Consider the following 20612-nt stretch of genomic DNA (forward strand, 5'->3'; position numbering starts at 1 on the left):
CACGCCCTTAGATGTATACAGAATCAGCTTTCATGATATACTTGAATACTATCGGTAAATCAAGCAGTCATGCTTAAGATATCATTTGCTTATGATATAGCTCTGCGTTAAAAAACTATTGTCCAATAAAACCGGCTCACTCGTAGATGGATATGACTGAACCCATGATAACAATACTCGTTATTGATGACGAACCGATGGTCCGCGAGTCGCTTGCAAGCTGCCTCGAAGACCAGGGTTATGCCGTGCTCCAGGCTTCCGACGGTAGCCAGGGGCTCGAAATCTGTCTCCGGCATCGACCGTCGCTGGTCTTCACCGATCTCCGCATGCCGGTCATGGATGGTTTCGCGCTGGTGGACCAGTTGACGCGGGAACTCCCCGAACTCCCAATCATTGCCATGTCCGGCGTGGGAAACGTCGGTGAAGCCATCCGAGCCATACATCTCGGCGCCTGGGGGTATATCACCAAGCCGGTCACGAACCTGGATGAGATCAGTATCACCATTGCACGCGTGCTTGAGCGCGCCCGCCTGGTGCGGGAAAATCTGGAATATCGCCAGAGCCTTGAACATCTTGTAGGGGAGCGGACACGGCAACTCAAGGAAAGCGAACAGCGTTTTTATCAATTTTTTTTTCAACATGATGATGCCATTATCCTGTGCCGGGTCCCGGACTTAATCGTCCTCGATGCGAACCCTGCCTCGTCCAAACTGTTCGGATATTCCAGCCAGGAGTTACTGTCACGAAAATTTCCGTTGTTCTTCGAAGCGGCGGAACGCACGGATCTGACGTCCGGTCTGGCTCATCTTGCCGGAGAATCGATCTTTCTGAGAGAGCATATCCAGGCCAAAGATCGAAACGGTGCTGAACTGATTGTGTCCCTGAAGGCCTGGTCCATATCCCTTGGTAATGAAAGCGTGCTCTTTTGTTCGTTGCGCAACACAACCGAAAAAATCATGCTCGAAAAGCAGTTGCAGACCTCCCAGGCCCGCCTAATCCAGGCGCACAAGCTTGCGTCCATAGGTATGCTGGCATCGGGGATCGCCCACGAGATCAACAACCCCAACAACTTCATCGCCTTCAATACCGATCTGCTGGCAGAGATATGGTGCGACTCCCTGCCGGTGCTGGAGCAGTATTCCCGAACTCATCCCGGTTTTACCCTGGGGGGGCTCCCTTTTGGGGAGATACCTGCCACAACGGATCGCCTCTTCAAGGGGCTTGCCGACGGTTCCCGTCGGATCGACGCCATAGTGGGACAACTCAAACAGTACGCGCGTCCCAGTGAGGCTGCGGGCGCCGCCGGGTGCAACATCAACCGGGCGGTCACCAGTGCCGTTACCCTGTTGGATCATCAGATAAAGCGCGTAACCGACCGGTTCGAACTCGATCTCGGCACTGATCTCCCGCCGGTACGCGGTTTTTCGCAGCAGATCGAACAGGTGCTGGTTAATTTGATCAGTAATTCCTTGCAGGCTCTGCCGGGGCGTGAAAAAGGGATCAAGGTCAGCACGGCCAAGGATGGCCATAAAGGTGGTGTTGTCGTTACGGTAGCCGACGAGGGGACGGGTATGGCCCGCGAAACTCTTGCACGTCTCACGGAGCCATTTTTCTCGACCAGACATGAGTCCGGCGGGACCGGGCTGGGGCTCTCCATAAGCGACTCCATCCTGAGAGAACAGGGCGCTACCCTCCACTTTGAGAGCGAAGAGGGAAAGGGAACGCGAGCCATCATCTATTTGTCGTCATGCGCTTCGCAAGAACAGGGGGGCAGCCAATGAACGCTGCCATCAAGGAACCGGCCGTACTCCTGGTCGACGATGAAGAAGATCTCCTCTTCAGCACCAGCCTGATCCTTCGTCGGGAGGGCTTTGCCAACGTCCTTACCCAATCGGACAGCCGCCGGGTGGCCGCCACGCTTGAAGAGCAACCTGTCGCTGTGCTGGTGTTGGATATGACCATGCCTCACCTCTCCGGGCTGGATCTGCTACGGCACGTTAAGACGATCCATCCTGGATTGCCGGTTGTTATGATGACGGCTGTCAACGACGTGGAAACTGCTGTTGCCTGCATGCAGGCCGGTGCGGACAATTACCTGGTCAAACCGGTGGACCGCGCAAGGCTGATTGCTACGGTCAGGACCTGCTACGATCTGGGGCGCACCCGCGCCGAGTTGGATCGATTGCGTCACCAATTGTCTACGGGGACGTTGAGGGACGAGAAGGCCTTCCGTGACATCATCACGGCTTCTTCGCGTATGCGAAGTATTTTCTTCTATCTTGAGTCGGTGGCCCCGTCCCGGCAACCGGTGCTGATTACCGGCGAAACCGGCACCGGTAAGGAGTTGGTTGCTCGTGCCATTCATACCCTGAGCGGGTTGACCGGCCCGTTTGTGGCGGTGAATCTGGCGGGGCTGGACGACACCATGTTCAGCGACACGCTTTTCGGCCATCAACGGGGCGCTTTCACCGGAGCCGACCGGCCACGAGAGGGTTTGATCGGCCGAGCTGCAGGGGGAACGCTTTTTCTGGACGAAATCGGAGAGTTGTCGCTCTCGTCCCAGGTTAAACTTTTGCGCCTGCTGCAAGAAGGCGAATACCTGCCTCTGGGGTCCGATGTTTCCAGCACCAGCGATGCCAGGATCGTGGCAGCGACCCATGCGGACCTGAAAGCCGGCAGGGATTCAGGCCGTTTCCGCCCAGACCTCTATTACCGTCTCTGCGCCCACCAAGTAGCGCTACCTCCCCTGAGGGAACGGCCCGAGGACATTCCCCTGTTGCTGGAGTATTTTCTCGATAAGGCCGCCCAGGCGCTCAATAAGCCCCGTCCCATTGTCCCGGCTGAGCTTAGCCACTATCTGGCTGCATACCGATTTCCAGGAAATATCCGCGAACTCGAATCACTGGTGCGCGACGCCCTGGCCCGCCATTCCGGCCGTATCCTCTCTCTTGAGCCGTTTCTGGCCGTCATTGGCGGCAATCTCGTCGGCTCATCACATGGTGTTCCAAGCGAGGGACACTGCTCCGCTTGCTTTTGGGGGGACCGCTTCCCAACATTGAAAGACACCGAAGAATACCTGATTGCCGAGGCATTGCGGCTGGCCGGGGGCAACCAGCGCCTGGCCGCCTCATACCTCGGAATTACGCGCCAAGCCCTTAACAAACGCCTCTCCCGCGCTTCTTCCTGACGAGCCTTCGGCACAGGCCGAGCACCCCTGCGACAGTTTTTGCACCGGCAATTTTTGTCCACAGCACGCCACTCGCCTATCTACGGCATTCAACTCCGGTCATGCCGAATCAAACGTCAACTTTTGGCGCAGGGGGTGGCAATGTGATTTGTGTGCAACATGCTGTAATTTCTTGTTTAATTTGCTGTCACCATTTTGGCACGCGCCCTGCTAACCAACTTTGTATACAAGAGACGAAAACTAGCCCGTGGAGGAAGTGAACATGAAGCTTAAGAGATACAAGGACTGGGGCATTTTCACAAAAATCATGAGTCTGGCGCTCTTGTCCTGGCTTGTCCTGGTGCTGGCGACGACATTTGCGCTGGTGCCTTATATCCGAGGACTGATTATGGATGAAAAAAAAGCCTCGGTAAGTTATCTGGTACAGCAGGCAACCAGTATGCTGGCCACCTACCAGAAACAGGTGGAAAGCGGTACTTTGACCAAGGAAGAGGCGCAACGCAGGGCCTCTGACAATATTGCCGGTATACGCTACGACGGCTCCAACTATCTCTGGATCAACGATCTGGCGCCTCGGATGGTCATGCATCCTCTCAAACCGGAGCTGAACGGCAAGGATCTGTCTGACAACAAGGATCCCAACGGCAAGCTGTTGTTTGTCGAGATGGCCAAGGTCTGCCGCGAAAAGGGGAAGGGTTTTGTGGACTATGCCTGGGCCAAGGGAGAGAATCCCAAGCCTGTCCCCAAACTCTCCTATGTCGAACTCTTCCAGCCTTGGGGATGGGTTGTTGGGACTGGTATCTACATCGACGACGTCAATACCCATATGCACCATATTCAGATAGGTATCGGGAGCGGGCTCCTGCTGATCCTTGTTCTCAGCATTTTCCTGTCGTGGCTGGTTTCCCGCACCATCACCCGTCCGGTCAAGGAGGTGGTGGAAACCATCCGGGATATCGCCCAGGGTGAAGGCGACCTGACCAAGCGCCTGCCGATCCACGGCAATAACGAGATCGGCGAGTTGAGCCTCTACTTCAATACTTTTGTGGACAAACTGCACGGGATCATCTCTCTGGTATCGGGTAGTGCCCTGCAACTGGCTTCGTCGGCCAGCGAACTGCAATCCACCTCCAAGGAGATGTCGCAAAGCGTTGCAAACCTTTCGTCCCAATCCACGTCCCTGGCAACCGCCGGGGAAGAAATGTCGGCCACATCCTCGGACATTGCCGGCAACTGCCACCACGCAGCCACCAATGCGGGTGGAGCCTCGGGCAAGGCTGCCGAGGGTGCCGCGGTCGTAAATCAGTCGATCCAGGTCATGCAGGCCATTGCCGAGCGGGTCAAGAATGCCTCCGATACGGTGGAGACGTTGGGTAACCGCTCCGATCAGATCGGTACCATCGTCGGGACCATCGAGGATATTGCCGACCAGACCAACCTGCTGGCCCTGAATGCTGCCATCGAGGCGGCGCGTGCCGGAGAACAGGGGCGCGGTTTTGCCGTTGTGGCCGACGAGGTCCGGGCTCTTGCGGAACGCACGACGCGGGCCACCAAGGAGATCGGCGAGATGATCAAGGCGATCCAGAAGGAGACCAGAGAGGCGGTCCAGACGATGGAGCAGAGCGTTGCCCAGGTTGAGCAGGGGAGCACCCATGCATCCGCCTCTGGCCGATCATTGCAGGAGATCCTGGACATCATCAACGACGTGACCGAACAGATCAGCCAGATTGCCACGGCAGCCGAGGAGCAGACGGCCACGACGCGTGAGATCAGCAGCAACGTACTGAACCTGAATGAACTGGCGCATCAGAACAGCACGGCGATCCAGGAAACCGCGGTGGCGGCCAACGACGTTTCCCAACAGGCAGAGGAGTTGCAGCGACTCGTAAACCAGTTCAAGCTGTAACTAAAATTCATTTTAGTGCTTCATGAATTTCAGCACTCGTGCGTGGAAGGGAGAACATGATGAAAAGCTATAAACATTGGGGGATCTTCTCCAAGATCATAAGTCTGTCGCTCTTGTCCTGGCTTGTCCTGGTGCTGGCGACCACATTCGTGCTGGTGCCCTATATCCGGGGACTGATCATGAATGAGAAAAAGGACATGGTCCGCTTTCTGGTTGAGGAGGCGTCAACCATTCTGACTACCTACCAGAAGCAGGCCGAATCGGGGATACTTACCAAGGAGGATGCCCAGAAACGGGCCGCCGCAGATATTAAACAACTACGCTACGACGGCAAGGAATACTTCTTTATCAGCGATCTGGATAATCGTCTTGTGGCACATCCCCTGCGCCCCGAAAACGAAGGCAAGGACATGAGTTCCTTCAAGGACGCCGACGGAAAACTGATTTACCAGGAATTCACCCGGGCGGCATCGAATGATAAAGGTGGCGGGTTTGTCGCCTACCGTCAGATAAAGCCAAAGGAAAGCAAACCGCTGCCGAAACTTAGCTACACCAAGCTTTTCAAGCCGTGGGGCTGGGTTGTTGGGACCGGTATCTATATCGATGGCGTGGACCAGGACATGAGGACCGTCCAGGTTGCCATTGCCGGGGGACTCGTTGCTGTCCTGGTGCTCAGCGTCTTGCTGGCCCTGGTGGTTTCCCGCACCATCACCCGGCCGGTCAAGGAGGTGGTGGAAACCATCAGGGACATCGCCCAGGGCGAAGGCGACCTGACCAAGCGCCTGCCGATCCACGGCAATAACGAGATCGGCGAACTGAGCGAATGGTTCAATACCTTTGTGGACAAACTGCACGGGATCATCTCCCAGGTATCGGGCAGTGCCCTGCAACTGGCTTCGTCGGCCAGCGAACTGCAATCCACCTCCAAGGAAATGTCGCAAAGCGTTGCAAACCTTTCGTCCCAATCCACGTCCCTGGCAACCGCCGGGGAAGAAATGTCGGCCACATCCTCGGACATTGCCGGCAACTGCCACCACGCAGCCACCAATGCGGGTGGAGCCTCGGGCAAGGCTGCCGAGGGTGCCGCGGTCGTAAATCAGTCGATCCAGGTCATGCAGGCCATTGCCGAGCGGGTCAAGAATGCCTCCGATACGGTCGAGACGTTGGGTAACCGCTCCGATCAGATCGGTACCATCGTCGGGACCATCGAGGATATTGCCGACCAGACCAACCTGCTGGCCCTGAATGCTGCCATCGAGGCGGCGCGTGCCGGAGAACAGGGGCGCGGTTTTGCCGTTGTGGCCGACGAGGTTCGGGCTCTTGCGGAACGCACGACGCGGGCCACCAAGGAGATCGGCGAGATGATCAAGGCAATCCAGAAGGAGACCAGAGAGGCGGTCCAGACGATGGAGCAGAGCGTTGCCCAGGTTGAGCAGGGGAGTACCCATGCATCCGCCTCTGGCCGATCATTGCAGGAGATCCTGGACATCATCAACGACGTGACCGAACAGATCAGCCAGATTGCCACGGCAGCCGAGGAGCAGACGGCCACGACGCGTGAGATCAGCAGTAACGTACTGAACCTGAATGAACTGGCACATCAGAACAACACGGCGATCCAGGAGACCGCAGTGGCGGCCAACGACGTTTCCCAACAGGCCGAGGAACTGCAAAGGCTTGTGAACCAGTTCAAGCTGTAACAGCAACTGGCGATTCTGATGCAGACTACGTTGAGCGAATGTCAGGTTTGTCGTGTTTCGCTGGAAGGCGATTGGACCGTTAATGCGGTGGCAGACCGGATCCCCTGGATTGCCCGACAGTCCCATCTGATCTCGGAGCAGGCTTTACGTTTTAGCGAGACCTCTCCTGATACCAGGATAATCACTGAGATCGACCTGCACGGAATCACTGCCCTGGATGAAAGCGGACGGCGGATGCTGGTGATGTGGTTGGGGCACCTGGACCACCGGGGTTTCAATCCGGTGATCAGGCACGCGGATGCGGAGTATTTGCAGGGTATTGATTGGCAGTTCTCATCACCTGTTGATGAAGATTGCACGTAATGGTATGGCAGATATATGAGTTAACCATCCACGGTACAAAGGGGGCATCTGATGAGTAGTACGGCGCTTGTCAAGGTTCAAGAAAATGGAGGGGGCGGCCGAAGCGGTGAACTGATCCAACTGGTGAGTTTTCTGCTCAGCAATGAAGAATATGGTGTTGAGGTATTGAAGGTCCGCGAGATCATCCGCATGCCTTCCATCACCAAGATGCCTAATACGCCGGATTATGTTGAGGGTATCATCAACCTGCGCGGCAAGGTGATCCCGATCATTTCGATGCGTCGGAGGTTCGATCTGCCGGAGAGTGACCATGACGGCCACACCCGCATCATGGTAATGGATGTGGCCGGCGGCCTGACCGGATTCATCGTGGATGGCGTATCCGAGGTGATCCGTATCCATAACGACGAGATTCAGCCGCCGCCCTCCATGGTGTCGGGAAGTATTGACCAGGATTTTATTACCGGCGTATTCAATCACGCAGATCGTCTCCTGATAATAATGGATGTGGACCTGATGTTCTCGCGGGATGAGCGTGAAAGCCTCAGTGGGATTCAGTAAAAATCTTTTCTCCGGACACCGGAATCTCCCGGTCTTCCTATGCCGAGGTGGTAAGTAAAATCTGGTTTACATTAGTTGTGTAAAAAAAACCGACAGGGCTTATTGATAACTTTACAAAGATTTTGATAAAAAGGAAATCTTCATCAGGGGTCGGATCAGAGCCTGGTACCCTCCAATTTCGCTTGATGCAGGTTTAAAAATTTGCTAGAAACTCATTCATAAAAAATTTATCACTGTTTTTTCCAAGAGAAACAGAGGCCTCGAATTCATGGCGGTAATGTGCTGTGTATTCGGGGTTTTTTTGTAAACGCTCTTTGCCGTTCTTTCAGGTTTTTCGTTTTCATTAAGGACCAATTCTTGCAAATGTTTTTGATGCTGAAGCCAGTTGTTTGTGGACGGGCAGGTAGAGCACCGGGGACCAAAGAGGCACACCGGCATGTTGCGGGTGTTCTTTGAGACAAATCTGGAGTTGTGCCCTAAACACCGCGTGCCCCCGCTCTCCGGTGTTTGGCCGTTTGAAGCCGCAATAAGACGGAATCTGATCCACTATGGGAACTTCGCTGGCACCGGGTCATTGACGGATACGGTTGCCACTCAAGAGGGTTTAGGAACATTATGAACGAAAGCTTTTTTCAGACTGTTTTCGAGCAGGCGTCGGACGGGATCGTCCTGATCGACGGCTCCAGCAGATACCTGCTGGAGGCCAATAAGGCCTTTGAGGAGTTGGTTGGCTATCCAGAAGAGCTGTTGTTCTCCCTGACCCTCAATGATTTTATCGACCTTTCTCCGGTAGGGATCGAGATGCTTTATAAGCATGTCCTTTCCAGGAATGAACAGTATATCGGCGAACTGAAATGCCGGCGGTCGGACGGTAGTCTGATTGACGTGGAGTTAAGGCTGAGCCTGCTTCACTTCGAGGGTAAGGAGGTTTTTTGCGCTTTTATCCGCGATGTCACCATGTACCGGCACGTGGAAAAGGACCTCCTGGAAACGGGCGGCAGGTTCCGTCAGGCGGTCTTTTCCGCGCCGTTCCCCATCATGATTCATACTGAGGACGGCGTAGTTGTGATGATCAACAGCGAATGGTCGAGACGAACCGGTTATTCCTTCAAGGATATCCCCACGATCGATGCCTGGGTGAAGAAGGCCTTCGGCGCCGAGTCTGTTTCGATGTGCGATAAGTTTGGGTTTCTGTATAAAACCAAGGCTCCCTGTACGTATGAGGAACTTCCGGTAACTACCAACAGCGGTGAGAAGCTTGTGTGGAATTTTAGTTCGGCCCCCGCAGGTGTGCTTCCCGATGAGCGCCGTCTGTTCATCACCATGGCCATGGATGTAACCGCAAGCAAGCATACCGAGGCCGATCTCGAGTCGTCGCTTCATGAAAAGGATGTCATGCTGCGGGAGGTCCACCATCGGGCAAAGAATAATATGCAGGTCATCATGAGTCTGCTCAGCCTACAGTCAAGGTACGTAAGCAACCCCGAAACTCAGGACTTTTTCAAGGAGAGCCAGGAAAGAGTCAGGGCCATGGTGCTTATTCATGAAATGCTGTGCAACTCCAGCAGCCAGGCACGGATCGATTTCAATGAGTATGCGCGAGGCTTGGTGGGAAGCATCATAAGCGCTTACAGTCCCGACCAGAGTTCACTTCAGGTGGAAATGCGTATCGGCCGGATAATGGTCAGCCTGGACATAGCAGTGCCGTGCGGCCTTATTATCCATGAACTGGTTTCCAATAGCCTGAAACACGGTTTCCCGGATGTCCGGAAAGGGACGATCATCATCGATTTTGAGCGCGACGAGTCGGGTTTGTACACACTTGTGGTGGGTGACAACGGTATCGGCCTTCCCAAGGGACTCAATATGGAGATGCCGGGTACGCTCGGCCTGAGCCTGATCAACACGTTGACAAAGCAGCTTCAGGGGGTTGCCGAATTCGTTGGCACCTCAGGGACCGTTTGCAAAGTATCATTCAGAGGATAGGCCCCGGGGGGAATGACGAGAATGTCCGGTAAGGTTAAAATTCTGGTCGTTGAGGATGAAGCCGTTGTCGCTGAAGACCTCAAGCAGACCTTGATCGGGATGGGATATGACGTGCCCGCTGTGGTCTATTCGGGGGAGCGTGTCCTTGAGGCGACGGAGGAGGAACAGCCGGAGCTCATTCTGATGGATATTTCTCTCGGGCGGGGCGACGACGGTATTACGGCCGCCGGGAGGCTCCGAGCCCGTTTCGATATACCGGTGATCTATCTCTCCTTTCTTGCTGACGACGATACGTTTCAACGCTCGCTCCTGACTGGTCCCTTTGCTTTCCTCATGAAGCCGTTTGACTCCCTGCGCCTTCGCCAGACCATAGAAATAGCGCTTGCCAAACATGCGATCGAAAAAAAATTGAAGGAGAGCGGAGAACACTACCGCACGATCTTCGAGGTAAGCGGCAGCGCAATGATGATCGTTGACGAAAACGGCACTATTGCCATGGTCAACGAAGAATTCGCGCAGTTGTCCGGGTACTCGAAGGAGGAAGTCGAATGTCGGAAGGAATGGTCTGACTTCTTTGTGATGGAGCAATTCGCTGCCAAAGAGATACAGCAATGCCTGAGAGGAGCTGCAGGCGGAGCGGTTTCACTGGATAATGTTTCCTTGTTTATCGGCAGCAACCAACGTACCAGCTATGTTTGCACCAAGATTAAAAAAGTGCCCGGCACGGAGCGGTGTGTCGTGTCGATGATCGACATAACTGAGATCAAGAGGGCCGAAGAAGAGATTCGTGCCCTCAATGCAGAATTGATCAAGGTCAATACTCTCCTCAAGCAGGAGGTCGCCGAACGCAGAAATTCGGAAAAGCAACTCCAGCATCAGGCGAATCACGACTCTCTTACCGGTCTTCCCAACCGGGAGTTGCTCTTTGACCGTCTGAAACAAGCCCTGGCTTACGAAGATCGGCATAACAACCTGCTGGCCCTGATGATCCTCGATCTTGACAACTTTAAGGCGATTAACGATACGCTCGGTCACGTTGTCGGGGATATTCTCCTGAAGGATGTGGCCAAACGTCTCCAGCAGTGCATGCGGCAGTACGACACGGTCGCCAGGTTTGGGGGTGACGAATTCGTCATCGTTGTCAACGAGATGCCGGATATCCACGACATCGTCAAATTTGCCGAAAAGGTGCTGGAGCTGTTTCAGCGCCCCTTCTATATCCTTGACCAACCAACCTACGTTACGACCAGCATCGGGATTTCCATCTATCCGCTTCAGAGTACCACGGTCGAAGGCTTGCTGAAGACGGCCGATATAGCCATGTATCAGGCCAAAAGGGAAGGGAAGAATTCGTTTCAGTTCTTCACCGAATCAATGGCTCTCAAGAGTGACGAACGCGCCATCATGAAAAAACGGCTGCGGTCTGCATTGGAACGGGAAGAGTTCCTGCCCCATTACCAACCGCGCATCGACGCCACCACCGGGAAGATTACCGGGATGGAGGCTTTGATGCGCTGGCAACCCCGAGGAGCTCCCCTGGCCTTTCCCGCGGAGTTCTTTCCCATGCTTGAGGAGAGCGGTCTGATCATCCCGGCGGGTGAGTGGCTGCTGGATATGGTGTGTCGCCAGAATAAGGCGTGGCAGGAGAGGGGGATGGAACCGCTCCGCGTGGCGGTGAACACGTCGGCGCGACAGTTCCATCAGGAGGACTTCACGGAAAAGGTATCCCAGGCCCTCGCAAGCACTCGGCTCGATCCGCATTATCTGGAAATCGAACTGCCGGAAAAGATCATCATGGACAACATCACCGAAAGCGTGCGCAAGCTTGGAGAATTAAGGGAGATCGGCGTCAAGATCTCCATCGACAATTTTGGCACGGGCTATTCATCGCTCAGTTACCTGAATAGGCTCCCCATTGATGAACTGCAGATCGATAAATCCCTGGTCAACAGCATTACCGTCGATCCGGGCGAAGCGATGGTTGTTTCCGCAATCATAACCATGGGGCACAGTCTGGGCAAAAAGCTTGTTGCCGAAGGGGTTGAATCGGAGGAACAATACGTGTTCCTCGCACAGCAGCGGTGCGAGGAGATGCAGGGGCACTATTTCAGCAGGCCGCTTCCACCGGATGATTTTGAAAAACTGGTGCGGCTGTTTCCTATTCCAACGTAAGTTGGTGGGGGTCGGGATGGGGACAAATTTATTAATGTTGGAGGCCGATAGTCCGCAACGTTAGCTGGTTACAAAGATGATGTTCCCTTCGAAGGCTTTCTCAAATAAGTCTTTTTTTGCGTTACCGCCGAATATCTCAACCGAGATGTCCTCGGTCCCCAAGAGTTTCATCCTGTAGTCATTCCCGCTGTGGACGAGTTCCACCACCTCCACCAGGCAACTCCTGCGTCGGTCAAGGCCATCGGCGAGACGCAGGATTCCCCCTAGCCGGCAGACGGTCTGCTGGTCTTTTTCCGGCATGCGCAGGAATTCAACATGTTTTTTTTTGGGGAGCGACTTGCGGTGGTAGCGGGCGATATGGGCGATCATCTCACGCTCCTGAGGGGCAAACCCGAACAGATCCGCATGGCGGATCAGGTGGTAGGAATGTTTGTGATGGCTACTGTAACTGATGAAGTAGCCTATGTCGTGCAGGTAGGCCGCCGCTTCGAGCATTTTTCGCTCCACTTTCTTCAGGCGGAATTCTTTGGCCAGGGAGTCAAAGATGGCCAGAGCCATACCGGCCACATGTCGGGAGTGGGATTCGTCACAGTGACAGGAACGGGCGAACTCCAGAACCGACTGGCGCCAATTGCGCTGCCCCTCTTCCACCGGCATGAGTCCGAGGCGTTTCATGCATCTGATAATCAGCCCCTCGCGGATGCCTCGCTCGTTAACCAACAGTGTATTGGCGCCAAAAAAGCGCATGAGTTCGTCGACAACTCCCAAGCCGGCCACGATGATGTCGGACCGATCAGGATTCAGACCAGGTACCGCGCGTCTTCCCTTGATATCCCGCCGCATCAGCATCGCCAGCAGGTGCACCAGTTCGGAGCGCATGGTCTCGTAGCCGTGGACCGACGAGTACTCCTGCCGCCGCATGTTCATAACCATGTAGCCCAGGGAGGTGATGGTGCCGCCGGAGCCGATGAATGTCTGGACGGAGATTTTCTGCCCGGAAAAGGCCTTCTTGAGCTCTGCCCGCACATAACGCTGAAATTTTTGGAAATCGCCGGGCCTGATCGGGTCGGTGGGGAAAAATCGTTCAGTCAGCACCACGGCGCCCAGGTCAAGGGAATAGCACTCTTCAACATGGTTTCCCAAGGCCGTGACGATCTCAACGCTGCCGCCGCCAATGTCGATCATGGCATAGCGCTTGCCGTTCATCTCGAAGTTGTGCAGAGCGGATATGGCGGCCAGTTCTGCCTCCTCTTCGCCGGAAATGACCCGGATCTCCCGGCTTAGCTCGCGGCTCAGGACCTCCACCAATTCGGGGCCGTTGGTTGCACTTCTGACGGCGCTGGTGGCTACCGCCTCGACATCGGTCACTTTCAGACCGTCAATCAGTTTGCGGATACGACTGATGGCCTCAACTGCCCGTGTGAAAGCCGCAGGAGATATGGCTCCGGTCTTGCTGAGTTGTTCACCGAGCCGTACAGTGGCCTTCTCATCGTCCAACACCATGAAGCGTCCTTGCTGGTCCGCTTCGACCACAATACAGCGAATGGAGTTTGTTCCTATATCGATAGCGGCAAGTCGTGTTTTTTTCATCGCAGGCCTCTTACATCGAAAATTGATAACGGATTGAGTACTTGTCGAGTAGCAGTGTAAGGGCCTGAGATGGTTCGTCGTCAGGCCCCGCCACGAATAGACCCGCATGATACGGTGTCTTTGGTCTTCTTAAATGATACTAGCCCGTTTCGATGGGTTGGCAAATCCCGCTTCGACCGAAAGAAACAAATTATTGTATGCATTGGGCTGATTAATGCAAGTGTTACGACGCGCTGTTATGCTTTTGTAACAAATCCGTTTTTCAGGATGCGTCGCAGGCGCGCGAGTTCAGGGCTTGTCAGTTTTCGATCCCGGTACACAGCTCCAGCGTAGATGCCCGCAAATTCCCGCACCGTAGTGTTCCTAGCCTGTCTCGCAATCTCAAAGAGTCCCTGTCTGCCCGGCTGTGCCGATATTCCGCAGTCTCGTTCAATCAAACGGTAGAAACGCCGTAGCAGTCGCTCGTTCTGTGATCCGTACAGCCATGGGCGACGAGCGATAATGATCAGTGCCACCATCAGTACTACTGGCAGCAGGAGATAGGGCAGGGCGGCCCTGGCAGCCTTTCCTGCCTCGAATTTTTGCAGACTTTTGCCGGCACTACGGGCAATTTCGACCTGTTGCTCGAAGTCGTAGGTGACGATAGTGCGGTTCCAGGTGTAATCGAGTGAGTCGAGGAACAGGCGCAGTTTCATCGTCGGGCTGGTCCATTTCTCACCTCCCCATACCTCGCCGGCGTTACGGGCAAAGCTGCTGGGGTCCACCCGCAGCCAGCCGCGACCGTCGATATATGCCTCGACCCAGACATGAGCCAGGTCGTCGCTGACCAGGTAATAGCCTCCCAGTTCATTGTATCCCCCCCCCAGGTATCCGCCTACCAACCTTGCCGGAACATTGGCGGCGCGCAGGAGCAGGGCAAATGCGGAGGCGAAAAACTCGCAGTGCCCCTGTTTTTTTTCAAACAGGAACTGCTCCAGGGCGTGTTTGCCGGTAGGCAGGCCGCGCATGCTGTAACGGTAGTTCCCGTTGCGAAAATACTGTTCCAATAACTCCAGCCTGCGGGCATCACTGGTCCCTTGCCGCCTTATGTCGTCCGCGAGTTGCCGTACCCGTTGCGGGATATCGGCGGGCAGTCTCAGATAGAAGGCCCGGTTTATCCCTTTGGCCGTTGGCAGGATGCCCGAGGTAACAGAATCAGCCCGGTAACCCAAGCGCCGGGTGATCGGCACCGGATACTCGAAAGTGCCGTCCGAGGCTCCCCGCGCCTTGGGCAAGGCGATAGCGGCAGGCGCGTCAAGGCTGAAGAGGACCCGGGACGGTCCCGGCTCCGGGTAGATAGTCTGGGGTATCCGTACCTCCTTGTACAAAAGCTGTTCCGGCGGGATGGCGGTGTCGCGCACCCATCGCTGTCCGTCCATGCGGTTGAAGACCGTGCCGCGCCAATAGAGGTACTGCTGCGGCTGGCGTGGCATCTCGGCACGGAAGGCGATGGTTCGCGATTCTCCGACAGAGGTACTGGTACCGGGCTCCACCTTGTCGCTGAAGCCTGAGGGGCGAACTGCCGGTGCCGCCAGGATATTCCACAAGGGAATCTGGGTGCGGGGCAGGATCGGAAAGAAGACAACCAGAAGCGGCAGGGAGGCCAGAGGCATTACGAGCCCCACCGTCAGCACCTTGCGCAAATGGGCACGGTGCAGGACCATGCGGCTGTCCAGGGAGTGAAAGGTCAAAAGAACCAGACACACCGCCACCAATAACAGCAAAAGGGTCAGGTAGAGGAGGAATATGGGGCTGAGGTCGAACAGGGAGGAGGAGGCAAGGCAGAACAGGGACAAGGCTGCAATCTGCAGATGGTGGCGCACACTCTTTTCTCCGCACAACCTGACCGCCAGCATGATGGCCAACGTGCTTACCACCGGTTGGACCGGATTACTGCGGCTGAACTGGAATGCATAGTAGAGGAATGCCGGTACGACGGCCAGGTTGAACTGCCAATTCTTCACGGGCCATGCCCCCCGACGATCCTGCCAGATACCCGCCAGCAGGCCCGCCGCAAGGGCGGCCCGCGGCGCCGTAGCTAACCAGGGGAAGAGCGGCACGATCCCGCACAGGGCGATGACGTATGAGAGTATGGCTATCAGTGAGCTAATCGCGACCATAGAGGGCAAGCTCCGTCAGCAATTTCATGCCGTGACGCCGTCCGGTCCCGGCCGGGATGATCCTTCCGCCCCACCTGAGGCCGACCGGCCGTAGTCCCACCCAGCGCCTCACCAACCAGGCCGCGCGGGATATACGCTGTTCAAGGTCTCGTCCCGGCAGCCCATCAAGGTCGATAATCAGGGGCGGTACCGCTTGGCTGCCGAACTCCTTGACCTGCAAATCCTCACTACGGGCGGAGAGTTTCCAGTGAATCATCCGTAACGGCTCACTGCCGGAGTAGGCTGCAATCCGCTCCAGTTCGCCGTCCTGGCCCCGGCCCTGCCGGATACTGTTTCCCTGGCGTTCCGTTTCACCATCGTTCCCGACCGTCATTCCGGCCAGCAGATGGGGAAAGACGACAAACCGGTTGTCTGCTGCAAATGTCCAGTAGCGGGTGAAAAAATTCACCGGGAAGGGGGAACTTACGGTTATCCGGTCAATGGCGGCGTGGCCTCGATCGGCGAACGTGAGGGCAACCTTCCCCTCAGCCGATGCACCGCAACCGATCAGAGGAAAGGTGACACCCTGGCCGCCGGGGCACTCCAGTCGGATCAGGAAGGAGGTAACATGTCGCTTGTTGTTGTGAAGGCGCAGGCAAAAAGTGGCGGCGGTTCCGGCGAACAACTCGGCCGGTGGAAGTACTTCGGGGGTGAGTCCTTTGATGTTGCGCATGCCGACATAACCGGTAACCGACATGAACGCCAGTAGGCCCGATACCATCAGAAACAGCAGGTTGTTCCCGGTATTGACGGCTGAGAAACCCAACAGGAGGGTCGTGGCGATATAGAGCGCCCCTGCCTTACTGATTCTCAGGCCAAAGGAAGCGCTATGTCGGCGATGAGTGCCCGTAATAATTCACCTTTGTCAGCGGTTTCCTGGTCGGCCCGCATGACCAGCCGGTGGGCACAGACGGCAACTGCAATCCCCTTTACGTCATCCGGCGCCACGTAGTCTCGCCCCTCCAGAAATGCGGCAGCGCGTGCAGCCTGGGCGAGATTGATAGCGGCCCGGGTGGAGAGACCTGTCTGAATCATGCCGTGGCTACGTGTGGCAGCCACCAGAGCGTAGATATAGCCGACCACTTTGTCCGAGAGATAGATGTCGGTTTCGACATTCCTGCGTGCTTCCAGGATGTCGGCAGTCGAGGCCGCCGGTGCCATGTTGCCGATTCGCTCGCGGATGCCGCCGCTTGCAATAATCGCTTTTTCCAGGTGTTCCGGTGGATAGCCAATGCCAGTGCAGATCAGGAAACGGTCGAGCTGGGATTCCGGCAGAGGGAACGTGCCGCTCTGGTCGGAAGGGTTCTGGGTGGCGAAGACCATGAAGGGATCAGGTAGGTGGTGTGTTACTCCTTCCACCGTCACCCGCCGTTCTTCCATAGCCTCCAGCATGGCGCTCTGGGTGCGCGGCATGGCCCGGTTGATCTCATCAAGGAGGACGATGTTGTTGAAGATCGGCCCCGGCAAAAACGTAAAACGTCCTTCGTCGCGGTTGAACACCGACAGTCCGGTGATATCCGAAGGAAGCAGGTCGCTGGTGCACTGCACCCTGCCAAAGGAAAGGCCGGTAATGCCGGCAAGAGCCAAGGCGATGGTTGTCTTGCCCAATCCGGGTAAATCCTCAATCAGGATGTGTCCACCGGTCAGGAGTGCAATCATGGAAAGTCGCAGCACCTCTTCCTTGCCGTGGAGATAATCGCGGCTCAAGGTGTCGAGTATGGATATCATGGTGCGGTTATTGTGAGGAAATATCACGTTTGGTCCTCAACGCGTATTAATCGATCCGGTGTTTGTCGTGGCTGCTGTTGATAAAGAACCTGTTCCCGGCACATAGTTTACCACAGGTGGGGGCAAAAGTGCATTCGGTTAGCTGTGTGATCCTTTTCTACCTCCCGTGAGGAACACCCACAAATACAAAACGGGAGATGGAGTCCCCCGTTTTGTATTTGTGGAATCATGAGTTTGGGAATGGCTCGTGCTACGAAAGTTTGAACTGGCCCACGAGTTGTTTCAGGTCATGGGCAAGAACCGCCAGTTGCTTGGCCGCGTCAGCTGATTGCTGTGCCCCGTGCGCCGCTCCCTGGACGACGGTCGTGACCCGCTGGATGTTGCCGCTGATTTCGCTGGTGGTTGCCGTCTGTTGCTCCGCCGCGGTGGCGATCTGGTTGACCTGGGACACTACGGCGCGTATCTGCTCGATAATCTCGAAAATTGCTTCACCGGAACGGGCAGCCTCACCGGTCCCGGCCTCCACCTCTCGAACGCCCTCTTCCATGGTGGTAACCGCATTTTTGGTTTCGTTTTGGATGGCTTTGATCATTTTACCGATCTCATGGGTTGCCTTGGTGGTTCGCTCCGCCAAGGCGCGGACCTCGTCGGCAACAACGGCAAAGCCGCGTCCCTGCTCTCCGGCGCGGGCCGCTTCAATGGCGGCATTCAAGGCCAAAAGGTTGGTCTGGTCGGCGATGTCTTCTATGGTGCCGACGATCTCTCCAATCTGATCCGATCTGCTGCCCAGCGACTCGATAGTCTCCGCCGATTCCCGCACCTTGTCGGCGATGCGAGCCATAACCTCCATCGTTTTTTCCACCACTTGCGCGCCGGCGGTAGCAAAATCGTTCGCCTTGTCGGACTCCTCGGCAGCTGCGGTGCAATTTGCGGCTATGGCACCCGAAGTCGCCGCCATCTCTTCACTGGCGGTGGCCACCGTGTCCGTCTGTGTGACGGCATCTTCGATCCCTGTGGTCATTTTTTGGGATGTGGTGAGCAACTGGTCTGCGGAGGATGACAGCGCCCCCGCGTTCTGAGCTATCTGGGCCATGATGTTGTGGATTTTGGAAATAAGCTTGTTGATGCCAACGGCAAGATGGCCAATCTCGTCGTCTGACGACACCTGGATGACCGTGGTCAGGTCGCCGGCGCCGCTCGACAACTCATCAACTTTACGGGAAAATGCGAGAATGTGTTTGATGATTGCCGCTCTCAGGAAAAGAAAGATAGTTCCAAGCAGGATGAAGAAAAACAGAATACTGGTGAAAAGAAGTGTTATGGAGGTTTCTTTCGCGCTTTCATATCCCTCCTGAATAGAGGTTTTCAGGAGCATTCCCCCCAGAAATTTTGGGGCTGCATCGTGGCACTGCTTGCAGCGTTGTTCATTTTCAAAGGGAATAGCGAGATTCAAGGCTTTAATGCCGTTCTCCTCGCTTTTGAACTCGATAGTCTTGCCGGCTTCAAGCGCCTTTACAATGGCGGGCTGTGCCGCCCCATCCTTGGATTCCGTTTCCTTGCCATGCTCGTCGTAGATCTTGAGGTCGAGGAACAGTTTCCTCTCTTTGGCCTCGCGTATGTACTTATTGACCTCTTTTGAGTCGCCTTTCATCATGTAGTCGTCGATATCTCTGATGAATATGGCCGCAAGGTTGCGGGTATTTTTTAACTGCAACTTCATGGTGGAGTTGGTTTGCTGCCAGATTGAAATCACCATCATGGCTGCCAAACCGCAACCGAGCGAGATTCCCAGGATCACCAACACCTTGAAAGCCAACTTTTTTCTGAGCATTACCTCACCTCGATTACCCGATTGTTTGCAAAATCTCCTGAAAACTATAGCTGATGGCCATTGCGTTAGTCAAATGGTGTTAAAAACGTATACACAGCGAGTCATTCGAGATGGGTCAAAATTTGATGTTCACACCGATTCCAACTGATTGGGGGGGTGTCCCCTTGTCGCTGTTGGGGGTATCGTTGGCGAAATGCAGGTATTTGTAATCAATGACTAACGATGAATTGCCGCCAAGATTGAAGCTCACACCTGCCTGGCCCGCCAGACCGGTTTTGAGCTTTGTCGGGGTGTCGGTAACGACGGTTTCCTGGGGGAGGACATATGCCAAGCCTGTCCCCACGTACGGGGTGATGTCTTTTAGAAGGCTGAAACCATATTTTGCCGTCAGCACACCGGGATGCTTGTCGGTTGTGTCGGTTGCAACAGGTTGCAAGGTGGCGTAGCCCAGCGAAAAGCCCTCCTTTCCATCGTCGGCACAGCAGATGGCCGCTTTAAGTATGGCAGTACACGCTATCGCAGCCACCGCCAACGTAACCCTTGCTCTTCGCCGAGGCTGGATTTTTTGTATTTCGTTGTTTCCGTTAATGTCCATCTTGAATCCTCTGGCTGAATTTTTTGAATGATCCCTTGTGGGTGCCTATCGTAGTTGCATGCATGGGGTGGGACCATATGTAGCTCGAAACCTTGCGTTCGATCGGAAATAGAAGCAACGCCAGAAGATAGACCCCCACAAAAGCCAGGATGAAGAGCCCGAGCATTACCCCTGTCGCATAAATAAAACTGAAAAAAACGGTCATCTCCGCCTCCTTTTCCTAGGGCGGTCTTTTTTTACCTTATGTTATAATTATACGCCCATTTCCACTTAACCAGGCTGTTTTTAAGTGCCATGCGGGAGTCTGGCTGCCAAACAAGCGAACCGGCGTAGCCGCAACATGACAGATACCAATCCGGGGGCTCGGCTTTTTGGCGCAACAGGCATCTATTCTCACCCATTTCCGAGGATCTATTGTAACAGCTACCCGGGATATACAGGTCCGCTGTTTTGCTGCCGGGATATCTCCAATACCTGTAACGGCCGTGTTTGGATCGGGGAATTGACATTTCGGATAAAAATGATATTTTTAGTCAGAAATAAGGATTTAGAAAAGGAGCGTTTCCCTTCGAAGATAGAATACGGCCATAACGTTGAAAAGAAAACAATTGCCCATAAGGCACCCCGTAGCTTCCCCTCCGAGCTGCGGGGATTTTTTTTGCGCCTGAATCTATCGCTAAAAAATCTGTCTTAAAAACCACAATGTCCAGTGCACAGAGTTCTTTCCATGTGTAAAAAAATCCTACAAAAAGTGTTTTCTCAGGGTCCTAATATTGTGGTTAAAATATAATGTAC

At 55.0% G+C, this 20612-nt stretch carries 14 protein-coding genes; 8 read left to right on the top strand and 6 right to left on the bottom strand.

Annotated elements, in window-relative coordinates; genetic code table 11:
- Window positions 1–164 precede the first annotated feature (164 nt).
- The 8 genes from LDN12_RS05250 (at window position 165) to LDN12_RS05285 (ending at window position 11875) form a co-directional block, all read left to right on the top strand.
- The gene (locus LDN12_RS05250) at window positions 165–1781 is read left to right on the top strand and encodes a response regulator (protein WP_223921629.1); all 1617 of its coding nucleotides are present in this window, start codon (window positions 165–167) and stop codon (window positions 1779–1781) included.
- On the top strand, window positions 1778–3187 hold the full coding sequence (locus tag LDN12_RS05255; RefSeq protein ID WP_223921630.1) for a sigma-54 dependent transcriptional regulator: 1410 nt from the start codon (window positions 1778–1780) through the stop codon (window positions 3185–3187). Before LDN12_RS05250 ends, LDN12_RS05255 begins: the two co-directional genes overlap by 4 nt.
- Window positions 3188–3449: 262 nt before the next feature.
- On the top strand, window positions 3450–5093 hold the full coding sequence (locus tag LDN12_RS05260; RefSeq protein ID WP_223921631.1) for a methyl-accepting chemotaxis protein: 1644 nt from the start codon (window positions 3450–3452) through the stop codon (window positions 5091–5093).
- Between the two features lie 59 nt (window positions 5094–5152).
- Window positions 5153–6793: a methyl-accepting chemotaxis protein gene (locus LDN12_RS05265; protein ID WP_223921632.1), complete on the top strand. Its 1641-nt coding sequence runs from the start codon at window positions 5153–5155 to the stop codon at window positions 6791–6793.
- Window positions 6794–6811: 18 nt separating this feature from the next.
- Window positions 6812–7156, top strand: a complete 345-nt coding sequence (locus tag LDN12_RS05270) for a hypothetical protein (RefSeq protein WP_223921633.1) — start codon at window positions 6812–6814, stop codon at window positions 7154–7156.
- 51 nt (window positions 7157–7207) lie between these two features.
- On the top strand, window positions 7208–7717 hold the full coding sequence (locus tag LDN12_RS05275; protein WP_223921634.1) for a chemotaxis protein CheW: 510 nt from the start codon (window positions 7208–7210) through the stop codon (window positions 7715–7717).
- Between the two features lie 615 nt (window positions 7718–8332).
- On the top strand, window positions 8333–9703 hold the full coding sequence (locus LDN12_RS05280; RefSeq protein ID WP_223921635.1) for a sensor histidine kinase: 1371 nt from the start codon (window positions 8333–8335) through the stop codon (window positions 9701–9703).
- 21 nt (window positions 9704–9724) lie between these two features.
- Entirely contained in the window at window positions 9725–11875 is a 2151-nt protein-coding gene (locus LDN12_RS05285) for a GGDEF domain-containing response regulator (RefSeq protein ID WP_223921636.1), read from the top strand.
- Window positions 11876–11935: 60 nt separating this feature from the next.
- On the opposite strand, the gene LDN12_RS05290 is transcribed toward LDN12_RS05285, so the two are convergent.
- The 6 genes from LDN12_RS05290 to LDN12_RS05315 all read right to left on the bottom strand — a co-directional run bounded on the left by LDN12_RS05290 (window position 11936) and on the right by LDN12_RS05315 (window position 19817).
- Window positions 11936–13465, bottom strand: coding sequence for a Ppx/GppA phosphatase family protein (locus LDN12_RS05290; RefSeq protein WP_223921637.1), 1530 nt, complete (start codon window positions 13463–13465; stop codon window positions 11936–11938).
- Window positions 13466–13701: 236 nt separating this feature from the next.
- Window positions 13702–15624 (bottom strand): DUF3488 and transglutaminase-like domain-containing protein, encoded by a 1923-nt coding sequence (locus LDN12_RS05295; protein WP_223921638.1) that lies wholly within the window; start codon window positions 15622–15624, stop codon window positions 13702–13704.
- Window positions 15611–16429 (bottom strand): DUF58 domain-containing protein, encoded by an 819-nt coding sequence (locus tag LDN12_RS05300; protein ID WP_223921639.1) that lies wholly within the window; start codon window positions 16427–16429, stop codon window positions 15611–15613. The genes LDN12_RS05295 and LDN12_RS05300 overlap by 14 nt, the downstream gene beginning before the upstream one ends.
- Window positions 16430–16473: 44 nt before the next feature.
- Window positions 16474–17391, bottom strand: a complete 918-nt coding sequence (locus tag LDN12_RS05305) for a MoxR family ATPase (protein ID WP_223924033.1) — start codon at window positions 17389–17391, stop codon at window positions 16474–16476.
- 250 nt (window positions 17392–17641) lie between these two features.
- On the bottom strand, window positions 17642–19222 hold the full coding sequence (locus LDN12_RS05310; protein ID WP_223921640.1) for a methyl-accepting chemotaxis protein: 1581 nt from the start codon (window positions 19220–19222) through the stop codon (window positions 17642–17644).
- A 115-nt stretch (window positions 19223–19337) separates the two neighbouring features.
- Window positions 19338–19817, bottom strand: a complete 480-nt coding sequence (locus LDN12_RS05315; RefSeq protein WP_223921641.1) for an outer membrane protein — start codon at window positions 19815–19817, stop codon at window positions 19338–19340.
- Window positions 19818–20612: the final 795 nt, after the last annotated feature.

The sequence above is a fragment of the Geobacter sp. AOG2 genome, assembly GCF_019972295.1.
Taxonomy (GTDB): domain Bacteria; phylum Desulfobacterota; class Desulfuromonadia; order Geobacterales; family Pseudopelobacteraceae; genus Oryzomonas.